This is a genomic window from Hymenobacter elongatus (assembly GCF_004745955.1).
Lineage (GTDB): Bacteria > Bacteroidota > Bacteroidia > Cytophagales > Hymenobacteraceae > Hymenobacter > Hymenobacter elongatus.
This window is the reverse complement of sequence record NZ_SRLD01000025.1, coordinates 1-19,161: the sequence shown is the minus strand read 5'-3', so window position 1 is coordinate 19,161 and position 19,161 is coordinate 1. Positions and strand designations below refer to the sequence as shown.

16 protein-coding genes are annotated in these 19,161 nt (G+C 57.9%); 10 read left to right on the top strand and 6 right to left on the bottom strand.

Annotated features, from left to right (window positions below):
- Nucleotides 1-118: 118 nt before the first annotated feature.
- On the top strand, nt 119-1,420 hold the full coding sequence (locus E5J99_RS13255; RefSeq protein WP_135498294.1) for a carboxypeptidase-like regulatory domain-containing protein: 1,302 nt from the start codon (nt 119-121) through the stop codon (nt 1,418-1,420).
- 474 nt (nt 1,421-1,894) lie between these two features.
- Here the strand turns inward: E5J99_RS13255 and E5J99_RS13250 are convergent, their stop codons facing one another.
- Together E5J99_RS13250 and E5J99_RS13245 are read right to left on the bottom strand one after the other, a co-directional pair.
- A complete protein-coding gene (locus E5J99_RS13250) occupies nt 1,895-2,611 on the bottom strand; it encodes a 3-ketoacyl-ACP reductase (RefSeq protein ID WP_135498293.1) in 717 nt (238 codons plus the stop codon).
- Nucleotides 2,612-3,117: 506 nt separating this feature from the next.
- The gene (locus E5J99_RS13245) at nt 3,118-4,068 is read right to left on the bottom strand and encodes a bifunctional helix-turn-helix transcriptional regulator/GNAT family N-acetyltransferase (protein ID WP_135498292.1); all 951 of its coding nucleotides are present in this window, start codon (nt 4,066-4,068) and stop codon (nt 3,118-3,120) included.
- 292 nt (nt 4,069-4,360) lie between these two features.
- On the opposite strand from E5J99_RS13245, the gene E5J99_RS13240 reads away from it, so the two are divergent.
- The 5 genes from E5J99_RS13240 to E5J99_RS13220 all read left to right on the top strand — a co-directional run bounded on the left by E5J99_RS13240 (nt 4,361) and on the right by E5J99_RS13220 (nt 10,876).
- On the top strand, nt 4,361-6,238 hold the full coding sequence (locus E5J99_RS13240) for a DUF885 domain-containing protein (RefSeq protein WP_135498291.1): 1,878 nt from the start codon (nt 4,361-4,363) through the stop codon (nt 6,236-6,238).
- 312 nt (nt 6,239-6,550) lie between these two features.
- Nucleotides 6,551-6,946 (top strand): hypothetical protein, encoded by a 396-nt coding sequence (locus E5J99_RS13235; RefSeq protein ID WP_167852118.1) that lies wholly within the window; start codon nt 6,551-6,553, stop codon nt 6,944-6,946.
- Nucleotides 6,947-7,609: 663 nt separating this feature from the next.
- Nucleotides 7,610-9,391: a DUF885 domain-containing protein gene (locus tag E5J99_RS13230; RefSeq protein WP_135498289.1), complete on the top strand. Its 1,782-nt coding sequence runs from the start codon at nt 7,610-7,612 to the stop codon at nt 9,389-9,391.
- Between the two features lie 243 nt (nt 9,392-9,634).
- Nucleotides 9,635-10,264 carry a flavin reductase family protein gene (locus tag E5J99_RS13225; RefSeq protein WP_135498288.1) on the top strand — a complete coding sequence of 210 codons (630 nt, stop codon included), beginning with the start codon at nt 9,635-9,637 and terminating at the stop codon, nt 10,262-10,264.
- Between the two features lie 90 nt (nt 10,265-10,354).
- The gene (locus tag E5J99_RS13220; protein ID WP_135498287.1) at nt 10,355-10,876 is read left to right on the top strand and encodes a DUF4126 family protein; all 522 of its coding nucleotides are present in this window, start codon (nt 10,355-10,357) and stop codon (nt 10,874-10,876) included.
- Between the two features lie 212 nt (nt 10,877-11,088).
- On the opposite strand, the gene E5J99_RS13215 is transcribed toward E5J99_RS13220, so the two are convergent.
- Nucleotides 11,089-11,472 (bottom strand): hypothetical protein, encoded by a 384-nt coding sequence (locus tag E5J99_RS13215; protein WP_135498286.1) that lies wholly within the window; start codon nt 11,470-11,472, stop codon nt 11,089-11,091.
- 164 nt (nt 11,473-11,636) lie between these two features.
- Here E5J99_RS13215 and E5J99_RS13210 point away from each other — a divergent pair, with 164 nt between their 5' ends.
- Complete coding sequence (locus E5J99_RS13210; RefSeq protein ID WP_167852117.1) at nt 11,637-12,332, top strand: Dph6-related ATP pyrophosphatase; 696 nt, start codon at nt 11,637-11,639, stop codon at nt 12,330-12,332.
- A 208-nt stretch (nt 12,333-12,540) separates the two neighbouring features.
- Here the strand turns inward: E5J99_RS13210 and E5J99_RS13205 are convergent, their stop codons facing one another.
- The 3 genes from E5J99_RS13205 to E5J99_RS21315 form a co-directional block, all read right to left on the bottom strand.
- Nucleotides 12,541-13,557, bottom strand: coding sequence for an MBL fold metallo-hydrolase (locus E5J99_RS13205; protein WP_135498285.1), 1,017 nt, complete (start codon nt 13,555-13,557; stop codon nt 12,541-12,543).
- 115 nt (nt 13,558-13,672) lie between these two features.
- Complete coding sequence (locus tag E5J99_RS13200) at nt 13,673-15,238, bottom strand: hypothetical protein (protein WP_135498284.1); 1,566 nt, start codon at nt 15,236-15,238, stop codon at nt 13,673-13,675.
- Between the two features lie 116 nt (nt 15,239-15,354).
- The gene (locus E5J99_RS21315) at nt 15,355-16,032 is read right to left on the bottom strand and encodes a hypothetical protein (RefSeq protein WP_167852116.1); all 678 of its coding nucleotides are present in this window, start codon (nt 16,030-16,032) and stop codon (nt 15,355-15,357) included.
- Nucleotides 16,033-16,665: 633 nt separating this feature from the next.
- Between E5J99_RS21315 and E5J99_RS13190 the strand changes: the two genes are divergently transcribed.
- The 3 genes from E5J99_RS13190 to E5J99_RS13180 all read left to right on the top strand — a co-directional run bounded on the left by E5J99_RS13190 (nt 16,666) and on the right by E5J99_RS13180 (nt 18,575).
- A complete protein-coding gene (locus E5J99_RS13190; protein ID WP_135498282.1) occupies nt 16,666-17,076 on the top strand; it encodes a thiol-disulfide oxidoreductase DCC family protein in 411 nt (136 codons plus the stop codon).
- A gap of 122 nt (nt 17,077-17,198) precedes the next feature.
- Nucleotides 17,199-18,203, top strand: coding sequence for a zinc-binding dehydrogenase (locus E5J99_RS13185; protein WP_135498281.1), 1,005 nt, complete (start codon nt 17,199-17,201; stop codon nt 18,201-18,203).
- Nucleotides 18,204-18,311: 108 nt separating this feature from the next.
- On the top strand, nt 18,312-18,575 hold the full coding sequence (locus tag E5J99_RS13180) for a hypothetical protein (RefSeq protein ID WP_135498280.1): 264 nt from the start codon (nt 18,312-18,314) through the stop codon (nt 18,573-18,575).
- Nucleotides 18,576-19,161: the final 586 nt, after the last annotated feature.

Genomic DNA, 19,161 nt, shown 5'->3' with positions numbered 1-19,161 from the left:
CCCACTCCGAAAACTTTCCTCTTCAGAGCCAGAGCGGTCTTACTTTTGCAGAGCCGCGTACCAGTGGCAGCGCTTCGGGCGTTGTACTGATCCGCTTATCGTTCTCTAACTCCTGCTTATGGCTGCTTTGCGCTCTGCTTTTCAATTTCTTTCGCCTTCTCGTGCGTGGCTGCCTGTGTGGGCCCTGGTGGTGGTCTTATTTCTGAGCAGCCCTGCGGCTTGGGCCCAGCAACTGCGAGGGGTGGTGCTGGATAAGGAAACCAACGCGGCGCTGCCGTTCGCCAGCGTGTCGGTGCCCGGCACTACACTGGGCACGACTACCAACGTGGAAGGCGAGTTTACCCTGAAAGTGGGCCGGCTGCCCATCACGCTGCTGGTTTCGGAGCTGGGCCACGTGCGCGACACGGTGCGGGTGAGCAGCGCCGCCGAGCCCTTGCGCATTGCCCTGGCTTCGGCCACCATCACGCTGCCCGAAGTGAAAGTGGGCAGCTACGCCTTTCGCCTCGTCGACCGCGCCTTCCGCCAGATGCAGCGCAACTACGGCCGGAAATTCTACGGCAAAGCCTTTTATCGCCAAACCACGCGCATCGGCGGCGAGCCGACGGAGCTGCAGGAAGTCGTGTGGGATGTGAAATCCACCAACTCGCGGATCGAGGGCACCGCTATTGCCCAGGGACGCTATGCCGCCAAACAAAGCATCACCAGCTTCAGCAACTTCTCGCTCTACACCAAGTCCTACGGCTTGTATGATGCTAAAGCCGACACGCTCAAATCGTTGGCGCTGCTGAGTCCCAACGCCGTGAAAAACTACCTGTTGGAGCTGAAAGGCGTGGTAGCCGGCCCCGACAGCACCAAGGGCGGCATTGCCGAAATTGACTTCGAAACCCGGCCTGAGCTGACCAAATACCGCTCCCAGGGCACCATCTGGATTGATGTGGACAGCTACAAAGTGGTGCGCTACCGCATGAGTACGCCCAACTTCACGGCCACGACCTCCAACCTCAACCAGAAATTTCGCAACACCAAGCTCGATATCGAAATGTCGTTTCAGAACAGCGACACCGATGACGTAGCCCCGCTCGAATTCCTGAAGGTGAATCTGGCCGCTGAGCTGACGACGCCCGGCAAATCGGCCACGCCGCTCACCGTGTCGTCGTTCACCTTTTTCTATGACACCAGCACCACGCCCACCAGCATTCCCTATGCCCGCGTCAGTGTGGAAGACCGGGACTTGCAGGCCATCAAGAGCATCAAGTACGACGCCGAGTTCTGGGCCAATAACCCGGTGGTGAAGCGCACCCCGGTGGAAGAAGAGGTTATTCAGTCCTTCGAGAAGAAGGGGGCCTTTGGGACGATGGTGCCCAAGGCCGCGCCCAAGCCTGACGTTCGCCTCGACAAAAACGGGCGGATCATACGCTAGTAGCCCAGCTGATTCTTACAGCATATAAAAGGCCCCGGAAGCATCTTTCTTTTCCTTACCCAAATCTTTTTCGGGCTTCTCAGAAGTGATGTATGGGGCCTTTTCGCAGGCTGAAGTAACCTAAAAAGGAAGGAGAACAGTGAGGCAACCACGCAGAAAAGTCCTTCCGGCCACATGGCTGGAAGGACTTTTGAGTTTTGGGTAAGGACAAGGAAGCATCTTCCAGGGCCTTTGTATATGAGACTGGCTCCTGAATAAAGCGAAACGAAAAAAGAACGTCATGCTGAGCTTGTCGAAGCATCTCTACCGCTTCGTTTGAGCAGTCCGACGAAGCGGTAGAGATGCTTCGACAAGCTCAGCATGACGTTCTTTTTTATGTCATTTCTGATTCAGGAACAAGTGTGTGCTGTAAAACGCAGCTGCAACCAGAACGTCATGGCGACCCGACGTTCTGGTATTCTCATACCAATCCGGTTACGGATTGGTGCTCCACATGCCGGCTTCTTTGATGAAGATGCGGCGGTTGAGCTTCAGCTGCGACACGATGAACTCTGCCAGATCCTCGGGCTGCATCACCTTGTCGGGGTTGCCGTCGGTGAGGTTGTTGCTGATGGCCAATTCGGTAGCCACGGTGCTGGGCGTGAGGGCCGATACGCGGATGTTCTGCTTGCGCACCTCCTGCATCAGCGACTCGGTGAGGCCCAGAATAGCAAATTTGGAGGCGCTGTAGGCGCTGGTGGTGGCGGCCCCGCGCTGGCCGGCGGTAGAGGCAATGTTGATGATGTCACCGCTCTGGCGCGCCAGCATTTGGGGCAGCACGGCGCGGGTGGTGTAGTAGGTGCCCATCAGGTTCACCTGAATGATATGCTCCCACTCGGCTGGGTCCATATCGACGAGCTTGGCGAAGGTGCCGATGCCGGCGTTGTTGATGAGAATATCGATGGAGCCGAGCGAGCTGAGCACCTGCGCCACGGCTGCCTCCACGGCGGCGCGGTCGGCTACGTCGGCGGCTACCACTACGGCTTTGCCGCCCAGCGCTTCAATTTCCTGCGCCACCGTGCGGAGCTGACCTTCGTTGCGGGCCAGCAGCGCTACCTGCACGCCTTCCTGCGCCAAAGCCAGCGCTACGGCGCGGCCAATTCCTTTGCCCGCGCCCGTCACCAGGGCAGTCTTACCGGCTATTGATTCCATTCGGATAGGTGGTTGTGATGAGTGGTTGGGGTATATAACTCCACTGGGCTGCCAGAGTTGGCCGAAAAAAGGGAAAAGAGGGAAGAAGCCGCCGCAAGCTCCAAGTATTGAAGCTGTTTAAGAAGTCGGTTTTACGAACGGTGTACGTGCGGATAGTAGCGCGAACTTTGTAGTTCGCATCCTAGGCTGTGTGGACAGTAAACAGAAAGAACGTCATGCTTGATCTGGCGTCCGCTTGCCGAAGCATCTATTTTTTTACCGTCCACACAGCCTAGAACGGTCCTTTGGCGCGGGGACGCGAATTACAAAGTTCGCGCTACTTCGTAGGCCAGTACATCGTTCGTGAAACCGCTATAAGAAGTCGGTTTCGTGTCATGCCTGATCTGGCATCTGCGTAGCCGAAGGGTCTCTACCGCAAGGGTATATGAGCAGTGTGGCACGCGAGGTGCTTCAATAAGCACAGCATGGCCCGTTCTCTTCACTTGAGTACTTGCTGTCCGCACAGCCTACGTCAGCAGCAGTTCCATTTGGATATTGCACCGCGTATACGGTGAAGGCGGGCCCGAAATAGTTTTGCGGAACCCCAACTTGTGGTAGAGGTTGAGCGCCGGGCCCAGCTTGGTATTACTTTCCAGGTAGAGGCGCTGCCCTCCCAAAGCGCGTGCTTTGGCAACCGCCGCCTCGCCCAGCCGCAAGCCGATGCCTAGACCTTGCGCCGTCGGTGCCACGGCCATCTTGGCTAACTCGTAGGCCCCGTCGCTCATTTTGATCAGGGCGCAGGTTCCCACGATTTGCCCGCCGTATTCGGCCAGCAGAATGTGCCCGCCGCGCGCCAGGATGTACTCGTCCGGATGGTCAAGGGCGTTTAAATCGGCTTCTTCCAGCCGGAAGTAGCGCTCAATCCACTCCGCGTTCAGGCGCTTAAAATCGGGCTGGTGCGGCGGTGTGTAGTCCAGCAGCCGCACGGCTCCAGTCAGGCGCTGGTCGCGGATGGCTTTCACCCGGCTGGCCAACGTGCCGCGCGACAGGGCATATTCCATTTCTCCGATAGCCAGCCAGAGATTGTGCCGGGTTTCGGCCAGCAGCACTTCGGTGGCTTGGCGCACATCAGCGGCCTGCTGCTGGAGCGCGGGCCACAGCTCCGTGCCCTTCGGCGTGAGGGCCACGATGCTGCGCCGCTGGTCGGCCTCACCGCGCTGCACGCTCACTAACTCGTGCTTCACCAACTCCTTAAGTACCTGGCTGACGGCGGCGTGCGTGTGGCCGATGCGGTCGGCAATTTCGCCCACATGCAGCGCGGGCTGGGTTGCTACTGTGTAAAAAACCGGAAACCACCGGGGCTCGAAAGAAAGGTGGTAGAGCGCATACACGGCCGTAGCCTGCCCCGTCATGGTGTCGCTGAGCCGGCGCAAGCGGCTCCCCAAAGCCGCTGGGCCAAGTTGTTCGAAGAAGTCCATGCCGCAAGTGTAAGTACTTACAAATGCAATTTGTGGTGTAGAGCATGTTGGCGGCGTATCCTACCTGAGTAGGTAGGACACAACCGACTTCCTAAACAGCTTCTTTTGCAAACTCTCACACCTGCTCTCGTTTCTGTTGAGTTTCGCTTGTAGTGCTGCCTGCGAAAAAGGGCAGCATAAGCATGAGTAACTCAGGCCCAGGGATACTACCGGCGCAGCTTCATGGCCGTGTTGGCGTCTTATTCGGCCAAACGCTTTACCTTCCCGGCCCAACCACACACATGCTCTCCGAATGAAAAAACTTGCTTTGGGCGGCCTGCTGGCCTGCTCGCTGCTGGCTGCCTGCAACCAGCAGAAAACCACCGACAACCCGGCCACCGAAACCGGCGCTGCCGCCGACGTGAAAGACCTGGCCACCCTGTTTGCCAACTATTGGGAAGAGCAGGCCAAGCTGTTTCCGCTGAGCACTACCATGCAGGGCGACAACCGCTACAACGACCAACTGCCCAACGACCAGACCAAGGCTTTCCGCGACTCGCTCCAGGACTTTTACCAGCGCTACCTCACCCAGCTCGGTACGTTCGACCGGGGCCAGCTCTCCGAAAATGACAAGATCAGCTACGATATTTTTCGCTACGATCTGCAAACGCGGCTCGATGGCCTGAAGCTGAATATCGTTGTGGGCGACTCGTATCCGGGCGACTGGCGGATTCCCTTCACCCAGTTTGGCGGCTTGCCTATTGCGCTGGGCCAGTTTGGATCGGGCCAGGGCGCGCAGCCGCTACTGACGGCCAAGGACTACGACAACTGGCTGAGCCGCGTCCACGGCTTCCCGGTGTGGGCCGACTCGGCTATCAGCAATTTCCGGCGGGGCATGAAAGACGGCGTGGTGCTGCCCAAAACGCTCGTCGAGAAGATGATTCCGCAGATGCGGGATTTGGTTGTGACTGACCCCGCCAAGAGCCTGTTCTACGGGCCGGTTACTTTGTTTCCCAAGGATATGGCTGCCGCCGACAAGCAGCGCCTGACGACAGCGTACAAGCAGGCTATTTCGCGGGATTTGGCACCCACCTATAAGAAGCTCGCCGATTTCCTGCAGAACGAATACCTGCCCAAAACCCGCGCCACTACCGGTAGTAGCGCCCTGCCTACCGGCGCGGCCCAGTATGCGCACCTGGTAAAACAATGGACGACGACCGACAAAACGCCGGCCGAAATCTACCAGACGGGCCTGAATGAGGTGAAGCGCATCCGGACGGAAATGGAGCGGGTGAAAGCCCAGGCCGGCTTCAAGGGCGACTTGCCGGCCTTCTTCCAGTACCTGAAGACGGACCCGAAGTTTATGCCGTATAAAACGCCGGGTGAGGTAATCGGGGCGTTCAAAAAGATCCAAACCCGCATCGACCCGAACCTGAAAAAGATGTTCGGACGGACGCCCAAAACCGGCTTCGAAATTCGTCAAACCGAAGCCTTCCGCGCCGCCTCCGCCTCGGCCGAGTACAACCAGGGCACCCCGGACGGCTCGCGCCCCGGCATTTTCTACATCCCAATTCTGGATGCGGCCACCTTCAACACGACTTCGGGCATGGAGTCGCTGTTTTTGCACGAGGCTATTCCGGGCCACCACTACCAGATTTCGCTGCAACAGGAAAACGAAAGTCTGCCCAAGTTCCGCCGCTTTGCCTGGTATGGCGCGATGGGCGAAGGCTGGGCCCTGTACACTGAAAGTCTGGGCAAAGAGCTGGGTCTCTACACCGACCCGTACCAGTACATGGGCGCGCTGGGCGACGAGATTCACCGCGCCATTCGTCTGGTAGTGGATGTGGGCATGCACACCAAAAACATGACCCGCGAGCAGGCCATCAAGTACATGATGGACAACGAAGCCATCAACGAGCAGGGCGCTACCGCCGAAATTGAGCGGTATATGGCCATTCCGGGACAGGCGCTATCCTACAAAGTAGGGGCGCTGAAAATTCGGGAGCTGCGCGAGAAATATGCCAAGGAGCTGGGAGCCGGCGCTTCGGGCGTGCTGCGGGAAAAATATCCGCGCCAGAACGGGGAGCATTTCAACCTCAGTAATTTTCATGACGAGCTGCTGAAAGACGGCGTCATGCCGCTGTCGGTGCTGGAAAGCAAAATGGACAGCTGGGCCACGCAGCAGAAGTAAGCCCCGCGCATACAGCGCATCACCACACAACAAGGGAAGCCGACTCGGCTTCCCTTGTTGTGTGTAAGGCCTTGCCGCACCGGACCTAGGCGCGGGGTTCAGATTCTACTGCTCTCAATATTCAGAGCGCCGCCGCATCTCGCGTGCCATGGGATAGAGCGGATACTGCGGTAGTAATACTTCGGCAAGCATGATGTTGCCTGCAAGCACACAGCGATACTTCAAAACTCAAAGAGATTCTAACGAAACTATATGGACAACGAAAGACTGAAATCATTTTTATAATTGCAAATAGTTTGGAAAGATGAAGATATGTTTGAGCTTAAAGTGAAAGCATCAAATGGTCGCTATTTTGGGGCAACAGAAATATATGACACAACAGAATCCTTATTTGATTTTGCACAGAAACTTATTGACTTTCCGAAAGAAAATAAAAAATTGCTTTACGAGGCAGGTGTTAAAGATGGGTATGCTTACTTTTTTATGAATTTTTATTACATTGACAATACATGGCACATTGGAGTTGAAATTAATTTAGAAGATAACGTAGCGACTGAATTTAGACACGAGGAAAAAGACAAATTGAAACTTGAAATTATTGTTGAGCCAAGTTCAATTGACAACTTCCAAAGAGAACTAAGTCAACTTGCGACAACCCGAAAAGGAACTGCAATTATTTATGGAAGAGACAACAGACTTGACAATTAACATTTTGCCTTGTGTGACAAAAAACGCCAGCAGGCAACAAGGGGTTTTGTGTAATTGGGGTAGGAAGTTGTAATAATCAACATTTTTTTATGTCCTATAGCGGTTTCGCAAACCGTAGACACCCGATGTAGAGACGCGTATTCGCGTCTCGTCGTTGAACGAAACCGGGCAGGCGGCACGAACGATGAGACGCGAATACGCGTCTCTACATCAGCCGGGTTCCACCGTTCACGAAACCGCTATAGCATTTGTTCGGGCAAGACCAGCAACGCTGAACATTTGTAGTTATTAATGATCTTTATTAAAATCCAGGCATTAGTTTTGGGCCGGACGGATTTCTAATTCCCCAAATGCACAAAGCCCTATCGTTTTATTGGGTTTTAGCGTCTTCCTAGAGCCGTCATCAAAGTGGTGTATGGGTGTAGAGCCGCGATTTTTAGCTTCGCCGACCTGAAATGTGTTGTATTTCGGTCACTGTCCACGCAGCTTGGAGCAAGCAGAATAGCACTACCGTTTTTAGCAGTGTCCCAACTCGCCCAAGGTGGCGGCGGCTTGCTGGTGTGCCCGCGCGGGAAGTGCGGCCGACGGCCGGCGAATAGAAATCTGAAACACTAGCGGAAAGGCCGTTCAGGGCCTATCTTGGAGTAAATTTTCCGTAGTTTCATGAGAAAAGCTTTCCTGACCGGCGTGGCCGTATGCGCGCTGCTGTCTTCCTTCACCGCGTCGGTGCCCAGCCCGCCGCCCGCCGACAACGACCAGCGCCTGGCCGCCCTATTTGACGCCTATTGGGAAAAAAACAACCGGCTGTTTCCGCTGAGCGCCACGTCGCAGGGCGACAACCGCTACAACGACCAGCTGCCCAACGATCAAACCCAGGTGTACCGCGACTCGCTGCGGGCCTTCTATCAGGGCTATCTGGGCAAGCTGAACGGCTTCAACCGCAACCAGCTCTCCGACACCGACAAGATCAGCTACGATATCTTCCAGTATAAGCTCCAGACGGAGCTGAGCGGCCTGAAGCTCAACACCTGGATGACGCCCTTTAAGCAGTTCTGGGGCCTGCCGATTTCCTTCGTGCAGCTGGGCTCCGGCCAGGGCGCGCAGCCCTTCAAAACGGTGCAGGACTACGACAACTGGCTGCTGCGGGCCAAGCGGTTTCCGGTATGGGCCGACTCGGCCATCAGCAACTTCCGGCGCGGGGCCAAAGCCGGGGTAGTGCTGCCCAAAGCGCTGGTGCTGAAGATGATTCCGCAGGCCCAGGCGCTGGTGGTGAGCGATGCCACGAAGAGTGTTTTCTACGGTCCCATCAACAAGCTGCCGGCCGGCATTTCGGCCGCCGAGCGCCAGCGCCTCACCGCTGCCTACCAGCAGCTCATCCTGACGGATATCGGGCCGACCTACAAAAAGCTGGGCGACTTCCTGCAGAACGAATACCTGCCCCAGGCCCGTACTACCACTGGCCTGGCCGATGTGCCGGGCGGCCCGGCGCTGTATGCCTACTACACCAAGCTCTGGACGACGACCGACAAAACGCCGGCCGAAATCTACCAGACGGGCCTGAGCGAGGTGAAGCGCATTCGGGCGGAAATGGAGCGGGTCAAAACGCAGGTGGGCTTCAAGGGCGATTTACCGGCCTTTTTTGCGTACATGAAAACGGACCCGAAGTTCATGCCCTACAAGTCGGCGGAAGAAGTGCTGACGGCCTACCGGGGCATTCAGGCCCGCATTGCGCCCGCGCTGCCGAAGTACTTTAGCCTGATGCCCAAGAGTGCGTTCGAAATCCGTCAGACGGAGGCTTTCCGCGCCGCTTCGGCCTCGGCCGAGTACAACCGCGCCGCTGCCGACGGCTCGCGCCCCGGCATTTTCTACGTGCCTATTCTGGATGCCGCCAAGTTCACGACGCCGGGCATGGAGTCGCTGTTTTTGCACGAAGCCATTCCGGGGCATCACTTCCACATTTCCTTGCAGCAGGAAAATACCGCCCTGCCCAAATTCCGGCGTTTCGGTGGCTATAGTGCCAGCAGCGAAGGCTGGGCGCTGTATACCGAAAGCCTGGGCAAAGAGCTGGGCGTCTACACCGACCCGTACCAGTACATGGGCGCGCTCAGCAACGAGATTCACCGCGCCATTCGTCTGGTAGTGGATGTGGGTATGAACACCAAAGGTCTGACCCGCGAACAAGCCATTAAGTATATGATGGATAACGAGGCCATCAACGAGCAGAAATCGACGGCTGAGATTGAGCGCTACATGGCCATTCCGGGGCAGGCGCTGTCGTATAAAATCGGCCAGCTCAAGATTCAGGAGCTGCGCGACAAATACAAAAAGCAGCTGGGTGCCAAATTCAGCCTGCGCGCCTTCCACGACGAGTTTCTGAAAGATGGCATCATGCCGCTGGCCGTGCTGGAGCGCAAAATGGATGCTTGGGCCGCCGCCCAAAAGTAAAGCTGCTCACCGGCCCGCCTTGTCGCTGCTGCCTCTTTTTCGACTGAACCTACCAGTTGGGAAAGAGGCAGTAGTGCGAACGGCAGTGAGGGAATCAGCAGGGTAACACGTACGCTAAGCTCTCGGACGCGCGTCAACTCTTGGCCTCAATTCACTCAACAGCACCGCTTGCGTCGGCTCCGAAGCGCCGGTACTGAACAAAAAGCGCCGTTTCCGGTCCTTGCACCAAACCCAGCCTCTACCATGCAGCACCTGACCGCCACCGATATTGCCAGCTTTGAAAAGATATTTCGCCTCAACCTGATCAACTCCATTACGGGCTACAAGCCCGCCAACCTCATCGGTACAGCCTCGGCAACCGGCACTACCAATCTGGCTATTTTCAGCTCCGTAATTCACTTGGGCTCGGCTCCGGCAGTGCTGGGCATCGTCACGCGGCCCGCTACCGTGCCGCGCCATACCTATGAGAACATCAAGGCTACGGGCTGCTACACCATCAACCATGTACACGCTGAGTTCGTAGCGGCGGCCCACTACACGTCGGCTGAGTTCGGGCGCGAGGAGTCCGAGTTTGAGCATTGCGGCTTCACCCCCGTCTACCGCGACGATTTCCCCGCGCCATATGTAGCGGAGAGTCGCATCAGCATGGGGCTGCGGCTGCGCGAGGAACTGCCGATTCATAACGGCACCGTGCTGCTGGTAGGCACTGTTGAGCATATTTACCTGCCCACTGAAGTGCTGCGCGCCGATGGCACGCTGGACCTGCAGGCCGCCGGCGACGTGTGCATTTCCGGCCTCGACGGCTACCATCAGGTAGCGCCGCTGGCTTCCTTTGCCTACGCCCGGCCCGGTCAGGGTCCGCAGCCGCAATAAAGGGCCGAAAGGTAGCCAGCGGCCAACGCCGGGGCGCGCCGTGCGTTTAAGAAGTTTCGCAGTACTTCTTTCGCCCGATATTCCTTTTGTATGGCAACTCCTTTTTGGCAAACCCTCAGCTTGGGCACTCTCGCCGGGCTGCGCAGCATGACTCCGCTGGCTTTTCTGAGTCATTCCTTCTCCCGGCAGCAGTCGGCGGCGCTGGCTGTTTCCCCGTTCCGGCTGCTGCAGTCCACCGTGGCGGCGACGAGCCTGAAGGTGATGGCGGCGGGCGAGCTGGTGGCGGACAAGCTGCCCGGTATGCCCGACCGAATTGCGCCGCCCGTGTTGCTGGGCCGCATAGTGTCGGGAGCCCTGATGGGTGCTATGGTATATAAGTCGAAGCGCCGGGCCTGGCTGGGCGGCAGCTTGCTCGGCGGCCTGGCGGCCATAGCGGGCACCTACGGCAGCTTTTATCTGCGCAAAGAGCTGGGCGCGCAAACCCAGCTGCCCGATACGGCGTGGGCCGTGGCCGAGGATGCCCTGGTGCTCAGCAGCAGCAAGGCTGCCAGCAAGATTACGGAAGCCGGGGGCCGGCGCGACGCCTTCATCTCTCGGCGTCGGGCTGGCTAGTTTTTCGGGCTACTCAGGCTATTCTTAAGTATTCCTAAAGCCCCAACAGCGCCCCTAATCATCTGATAAGGGCGCTGTTGGGAAATTTTTAAATAAGTTGATTCCTTCATGCTTCGACAAGCGGACGCCAGATCAAGCATGAGACGAAAACCAAAATCCCAAACCTGCTCTAAGGGCGCTGAGGGATTGTAGCAAGTAGTATTGGCTACTGCCTACTTCACCGATGGCGGCGGTACGGAACTGCTGGGAGTCTGGGCGGCATCCTTGCCCTTGACCTGGGTTGTTTTCTCCACCGTGCGGGTCGCACCCGCATCCGACGCCGTGGTGCCAACCGTGTTGGTGCCGGTAGCGGCATTCAGCCCGTTATCAGCCGACTGCATCTGGTCGGGAGCGGAGCCTTTGCCTGATGGGGGCTGCACGTTTTGCTGGTTGTTGACGCTGTCCATGTCCGTCTCGATGGTGCGGGCGGGCGGGGCCGACGAAAAGTCGTTGATATTCTGCCGGTCTTCGCCGGGGGTACGGCTCCGGTCGCAGGCCGTTAGGGAAGCTGCGGTGGCCAGCACGGCAGTCAGCACAAAGCGCTGAGTGAGTTTCATAGGGTAGGGATTTGGAGTGCAGTATGGGGGTTGATACGCCCTATACGGCAAACCGGGCTTTGGTAGCTAACGGACCGGGCAGCTTGTTGGCGGCGCTGGCAACCAGGCGAAAAGGTGAGGGGCCGGAAATACCGCCGCTCCCCCCGAACCCGTAGCTTTGCCGCATGTCAATTCCAGCCCTGATGAACTGGAGCGGGGGCAAAGATTCAGCCCTGGCGCTCTACCACGCCCTGCACGACCCGCGCTACGAGGTGCGGCATCTGCTTACCAGCGTCAATGCCCATTACCAGCGCGTGTCTATGCACGGCGTGCGGGTGGCCCTACTCGAAGCCCAGGCCCGGCAGCTCAGCCTGCCGCTCACCAAGCTGGAATTGCCGGCCGCGCCCGACATGGCTGAATACGAGCACCTAATGCGCGCCGCGTTGGCCCCCTTGCAGGCCCAGGGTATGCATCATGCTCTGTTTGGTGATATTTTCCTGGCTGATTTACGCGCCTACCGCGAGCAGCAGCTGGCCCGCATCGGGATGCAGGCAGTATTTCCGCTATGGCAGCGCACCAGCCCCGATATTCTGCGGGAATTCCTGGCGTTGGGCTTCCGGGCCGTGGTGGTCTGCGTGAAAGAGCAGTACCTCGACGCCAGCTTCTGTGGCCGACTGCTGGACGAAGAATTTCTGCGCGACCTGCCCGCTGGCGTCGACCCCTGCGGGGAAAATGGGGAATACCACAGCTTCGTGTTCGAGGCACCCTATTTTCGCCAGCCTATTGCTTTCGAGCGAGGCGAAGTAGTTCGCCGCACGTACCCAGCCCCCGACGGTGCGGGCGAAGTCGGCTTCTGGTATTGTGACTTAGAAGCTGTTTGAGTTATTAAAAACGGTCATGCTGAGCTTTTCGAAGCATCTCTACCGCTTTGTAGGGGCCGTTCAACGAAGCGGTAGAGATGCTTCGACAAGCTCAGCATGACCGTCTCAGGATTTTTTTGCTAACTCAAACAGCTTCCTATTGCCAGTGGAGCCAATGTAACTATCGGGTTGCAAAGCAACTGCCGACAGCACGTTCTTTAACCACGCTCTAAAACTCGTACGAATCCCGGTGCTCACGGGCATAGCGCTCGGCGTGCGTGTGGCCGCCCTGAGCATATTTTTTCTTGTCGCGCAGCAGCAGATAGCCAATGCCTCCCGCCAGCGCCGCCCCGATGACCCATTTTGGCAAAGGGCTCTCGGCAAGCGGCGGGACTGACACCACGCCGGTTTCATCGGCCACGGCGGGGTGGCCTACGTAGCGGCCCTGCGCGGGCACGGCCTGCTGGTTGAAGTGCGTAGCCAGCGCGTGCAACTGCTGGCGCAGCTTTTCGCCGTGCATCGGAATGCCGTGGCCGGAAGCTGCAATCTGAGGCTCCAGGGCCGCCAGCTTTTCTACCGAAGCCCGCGCCTGCTGCCAATCGGGGGTGAAGTAGGCCGGTGGGCCGTGCACTTCCTGGCGCTGCTCCCACACGGCCATTCCCGACTCCTGCTGCACGGTCACGAAGGCGTCGCCGGAAAGTAGTGTGCGGTCATATTCGCGGAAAAAGGCAACGTGGCCCGGCGTGTGGCCCGGCGTGTGTATCCAGCGCCACTCCGAGAGAAAGGGCACGGTGCCATTGAGCGGTAGCGGCCGCACCCGGGAGCCTAAGTCAATCGGCTTCTTGGGATACAAAAACGACATGGTAGCCAGTGCGCCGCCGCCCACCGTGGGGTCGGGTGGCGGATACGACGAGCGGCCCGTGAGGTATGGCAACTCCAGCGGATGGGCATACACGGGCACGTTCCACTCCTCGGCCAGGGTTTTGAGGCCCCCGATATGGTCGAAGTGGCCGTGGGTGAGCACAATAGCAGACGGCGGATTATTCGGTCCAAAAATGGCTTCAGCGTTGTGCTTTATCTTCTCGGCGGAGCCCGGCAGGCCCGCGTCAATCAGCACCCAGGGCTCGAGTGGGGAAGAGGTATCCCGCACGAAGTACAGATTGACGAATACGTTGCGCAACCCCCATACTCCGGGCACCACGGCCTGAAGCGCGGGCGTATTGGCGCGGTTTGCGGTCTTTAGCATACAAGCGAAGCGTGAGGTGGGAGGTAGAAAAAACCATTGGCAACCGGCGTAGCGGCCGGAGCCAGGCAAGTAGAACTACGCATTCCGCGCCGGTAGGATGACAGAAAATCAGGATTTACTGCCCCGACTTATTCCGCGTATTCCGATTGGCTGACGCGGGCTGCTCAGCTTCGCACACGCATAATACTTCCCGTGTGGGCTTGGCAATCCGGTAATCGGGCAAGGATATTTCCTTCATGTACACTACTTCCAGGCGGCGTAGCGGGGGATGCGTCGGGTCTTCGTGCCAGATGCGCAGCAGGTAGTTGCAGTAGTAGGGGCGCATGTATTCGTTGCTGACGAACAGGTAGTTTTCCGAGTATTTGCGCCACCGGTCATTTTTGAAAAGCGCTACCACTGAAGCCGGCTTCGCGTAGCTCAATTGCTGCCCGTCCCGGTTCAGATCCAGGTGCCGGCCCCGCGTGGTGGTGCCGTCCAGGATATACCAGCCGTCATCTTTGAAGACGGCAGGCGCAAACATACCCCAGTGCTGATCGACGCGAAACAGGTAGCCAAACCACCGTAGCGGCTGCGACATATACAGCGAAGGCCGGTTCACGCTGTCCAGATTCCACCAGCACACGTAGCCCAGCAGCACCGCCACCACAGCATTGCGCATGCCGCACAGCAGAAAGCGGGTTTGGTCGGTAAGTACCAGCGTGTGCTCGATCCGGACGCGCACCGGCACGCGCAGCCGGGCCAGGTGGGGTCGCAGCCGGGCAAACCGGGCCGCTACCCGGGGTCCCAGCCGCTGGGTGCCCAGCGCCAGGCGCTTGTCGAGCCAATCGAGGGCCACGGGCGGCAGCAGCCCCAGCACCGAGGCCATGTTGATCAGAAAAAAGAGGCCCACAAATAGCGTAAGGCTGATCCCGAGATGAAATCCATACATTACCCCCACAAACAGCAGCCGCCACCACGTTACCCGGAACGGAATGAAAAGCACGAATGGCAGTAGCAGCTCGGTATAATAAGTTGCAAACGTGAGCCAGTACAGCAGTTTGCCATACGGGTACAGCAACCGGCCGCCGGGCATCAATACCTGATCCAGGCTCAGGGCGTAATAGATGGCCGTGCCTTCCGTCGTCCATTCCGGGGCACTTTTCAGCAGGGCCGTGCACCAGTATACCAAGGCAATCTGGACGATGTAGGCGACGGTAGCTGCGCTGAAATACGTGAGCGTGGCCGGTAGCTCTTTGCCTCGGGCATCGAGGGAATACAGGCGGCCCCACGGCAGAAACAACGCCCAGAACAGCAGCATCCGCAGCAGATCGTCGCCGCCCTGGCCAATGAGCGGGTTGCGGTTCTGCACCGATACCAGCAGAATCCAGGTTGCCAGGGTTGCCAGCCGGGTTTGGTAGCCTAGCAGCAGCGCCGTGGCTGCCACCGCCTCCAGCCCAAAAAGAATGGCTTGCACTTCCCACAAGCCGCTGGCCGCGTGCAGCGAAAACTGGTACGGGTTCCAGCCAAACTGATAGAGTACATGCAGCGGCAGCACCCCCAGATTGGAATAATGGGCCTCCAGGTCGGTGGCACGAATGCCGATATCGAGCAGAATAACGGCTGCCACGCCCATTCGCAGCAAGGCGAGGGCGCGCAGATCGAGTATGAACGGACGGCGGAGGAAAGAGAGGATACGGGGCATAGACTGCCACGCCAACGGTGGAAGTGAAAAAGGAAAGGCGAAAAAGCGCGCCACTGGATAAGTGGTAGGCCTTTTCGCCCTTACGCAATAGCGCCTGCTTTAGACGCCGCTAGTCGCTAGCGGGTGGTGGAGCCGCTGGTGCTGCCCGATGTGGTGCCGGAAGTCGTGCGGCCTGAGGTAGTACCCGAGGTGGTGCGGCCCGACGTGGTACTGCCACTGGTGGTGCTACGCTTAGGGCTGGTGGTGCTGCCTGAAGTAGTAGCGCTGGTCGTGGTGCCCGCGGTGGTGCCTGACGTGGTGCCACTGGTCATCGAGCCCGAGGTCATGGTGCCGGACGTCGTACCGCTGGTCATGCTCCCCGACGTGGTGCCACTGGTCATGGAACCTGACGTGCTGCCATTGGTCATGGAACCTGACGTGCTGCTCGTGGTTGAGCCCGAGGTCGTCATGGAGCCGCTGGTAGTGCCGTCCATACCCGAAGTCGTGCCGCTGGTCATGGAGCCGGAAGTAGAGCCGGCAGTAGTGCCGTAGGTGCCGGTGGTGGTGGCTCCGCTGGTCGTGCCCGACGTGGTGCCGGTGGTAGTGGTGCCGCTGGTGGTGCTGTTCATATCGGTGCCGGTGCCACTGGTCGAGCCGCCCATATCGGAGTTGGTCGGAGTCGAGCCGCTGGTCGAGCCGCTCATCGAATCACTCATGCCGGTTTTGCTGGCATTACAGCCCGTCATGGCTAGGTTGCCGGCCATCAGGGCAGCAGCCAGTAGCAGAGTCCAGGAAACAAAGGGTTGCTTTTTCATAGTGGTAGGAGTAGAGTGAAAGGTGAAAAGAAGGCAAAACAAAAGAGCTGTAGTTGCTAGCGCGCGGAGTTTGGATCAGAATCGGACTGATGCAGAAGCCCCGTCGGCTGCAAAAGGCAAGGAGGCCAGTCGTGTGCTGTTCAGGATGCTGTAGTTATGGGCCAGCTCTGCTTAAGCAGCCCTTCTCTCCGCGCTAAATTGTTGAGGTGAGCACGCCTATGTGTAAAGGTCCTATCAACAGTAAAAAGTGAGAAGAACAGTTTTGGTAAATGCTATACGGTAAGCTCCACAGGATTAACTATATTTTTTATATGAATAAATACTGATTTTGTCGAATAAATCCGGACGTACTATCCCGTAGGTTTCTCCGGCAATAGGTACCATACACCCAGGCCGGCACCCGAAGCTGTTCCTGACGGCTTCCTGGGCGTGATAAGATGCTAGGAAATCCGAATCAGTAGAGGGTAAGAGCTTATTTATGAGGCATTAAACAACCCGTTTGTGTCCTGCCTGATCAGGCCCGACAATTCCCAAACCGAACTGATAGTACTCGGGGTCCACGTAGAGTTTGTGCGGAGTTGTCTTACTTTTGGTCGGTTACGTTGTTATCAGTACCACTTCGTTTTTATTCTTATGTCTGCACCAGCCGCTACTATTCTCTTTGATGGGGTGTGCAACCTCTGCAATGGATTCGTTCAATTCGTTATTGAGCGCGATACTACGGGGCGTTTTCGCTTTGCTTCCCTGCAATCAGCCGCCGGCCAGGCGCTGCTGGCCCAGCATGGCATCACGCTCGGTCCCACCGGCCCCGAAACAGTAATACTGGTCGAGCAAAATCAGGTATTTACCCATTCTACTGCTGTATTGCGCATCGCCCGGCAGCTGGGCAGCGCCTGGCCGTTGCTCTACGCCTTTATCCTGGTTCCCAGGTTCCTGCGTGATGCTACCTACCGTTTTGTGGCCCGGCACCGCTACCAGTGGTTTGGCCAGCGTGAAGCCTGCATGCTGCCAACTCCCGAGCTGCGGCAGCGCTTTCTGGCGTAACCGCTTTTGGCGCTTTAGCTGCCGCTTGATAATTTCCTGCCGTCAACCAGTCCTGCTTCCCCCGGTTGATTCCGACCGGCGGCTGAGCCGTGTTCCTTTCCTTCATCTTTCTCCCCTCGCTTATGCAAGCACTCCAACTCGACGGCATCAATGAGCCGCTCCGTCTTCAGGATGTACCTACGCCTACCCCCGGCCCCGGCGAAGTGCTGGTGCAGCTGCACGCGGCGGCCCTCAACCACCGCGACGTTTGGATTCAGAAGGGGCAATATGCGGGCCTGCGCTTCCCCTGCATCCTGGGCTCCGACGGCGCTGGCGTGGTTACGGCCTTGGGCGAGGGCGCTGATGAGGCGTTGCGTGGTCAGGCCGTCGTTATTAATCCCGGCCATAGTTGGGGCGACAACCCGAACGCCCAGGCCAAAAGCTTCACTATTCTGGGGTTGCCCAACCAGGGTGCTTTCGCCGAGTACGTAAGCGTGCCGGCTCAATACGTGCGGCCTTTGCCCGCGCATCTTTCCTTCGAGCAAGCCGCCGCTCTGCCCTTGGGCGGCGTCACGGCCTACCGGGCCGCTTTCACGCGGGCGGGCCTGCAAGCCGGCGAGCGGGTGCTGATAACCGGTATCGGCGGGGGCGTGGCTCTATTGGCCCTGCAAATGGCCGTAGCCAGTGGCGCAGAGGTATGGGTAACGTCGGGCTCGGCCGAAAAAATTACGCGCGCCCAACAGTTAGGAGCCATGGGCGGTGCCAATTATAAAGACGAAAAATGGGCCTCAGAGCTCGTGAAGCAGGCCGGCGGTGGCTTCGACGTTATCATCGATAGCGCGGCAGGCCCGGGGTTTGAGGCGTTGCTGGATGCCGCCGCGCCGGGCGGGCGCATCGTTTTCTACGGCGGCACGCTCGGCCCCATTGCGCAAGTGCCCCCCGCCAAAGTGTTCTGGAAGCAGCTGTCTATTCTGGGCTCCACGATGGGTACCGAACAGGATTTCGCGGCTATGGTGCGCCTGTTCGAGCAGCATCAGCTGGTTCCGGTCGTCGATCAGGTCTTTGCGCTGGCCGACGGTGAGGCCGCCATGCGGCGTATGGAGCAGGGCCAGCAATTCGGCAAAATCGTGTTGAAAATCAAAGACTGAAGTAAGGTAAGAATCTTATTTTTTGTAGGGATTCCAGGGAATGATACTAGTGGTTTTTTGGTTACTAATACAGCTGCAAAACTCACCATTATCTAGCTGCCCACGACTATGAAAAGACCCGTTGAATACCTGGAGAGTCACGTTTTTGAAGCTCGTCGCCCACGCCGGGAACTGCAGGAAGTGGTAGCCTATACCGACGCCGTGCAGGCTATTGAGTCGGCACTGGCTGATGCGGAAAAATACAAATATCTGTTGATGCGCGCCCTGCGCCGCCACGCCGATGATACGCGCGTGGTGCTGACCGGCGACGCTACCTTTTCAACGCCGGTTTTACCCTTGTTTCCAACAGCGGACCAGCAGCAAGCTGCTTAGCGCTAGGATAGCCGGGCTCAAATCATAGTGCCAGCGGGTCGTTTCAAGTGGTTACCATTTGAAACGACCCGCTTTTGTGTGCTTGGCAGGATATGGTTCAGTAGTCGTGCAGAAGTAAGCGTACTGAATTTGGACCATCATGCTCATCTGGCGTCCGCGCAGTCGAAGCATCTCTCCCGCTACGTCAGCACTGTTCAGCGAAGCGGGAGAGATGCTTCGACTGCGCGGACGCCAGATGAGCATGACCGCCTTTTTTGCTACAGGAGCTGTTTAGAAAGTCGCTCGAAACATGCTAAGACGTCATGTCGACTATTCTGCGCATCAAGCAGAGAGGAGACATCTCGCGTGCTGACGTTGCCACAGGAATCATCTACTATGGCACGCGAGATGTCTCCCGTCGGTCGACATGACGTTCTATTTTTCTTTCTAAACAGCTTCACAGTTACTTTTGCTTCACTTTTACCTCTACTTTGGCAGGTTGTGCGGTAGGGAGCAAGGGCATAAATTCAGGGAATGGACTTGCCGATTACTGAAAAAAAGTGGAGGCCTACGTGGCCAGTTACGCCACCTGCTTTCGCCCGCGCCT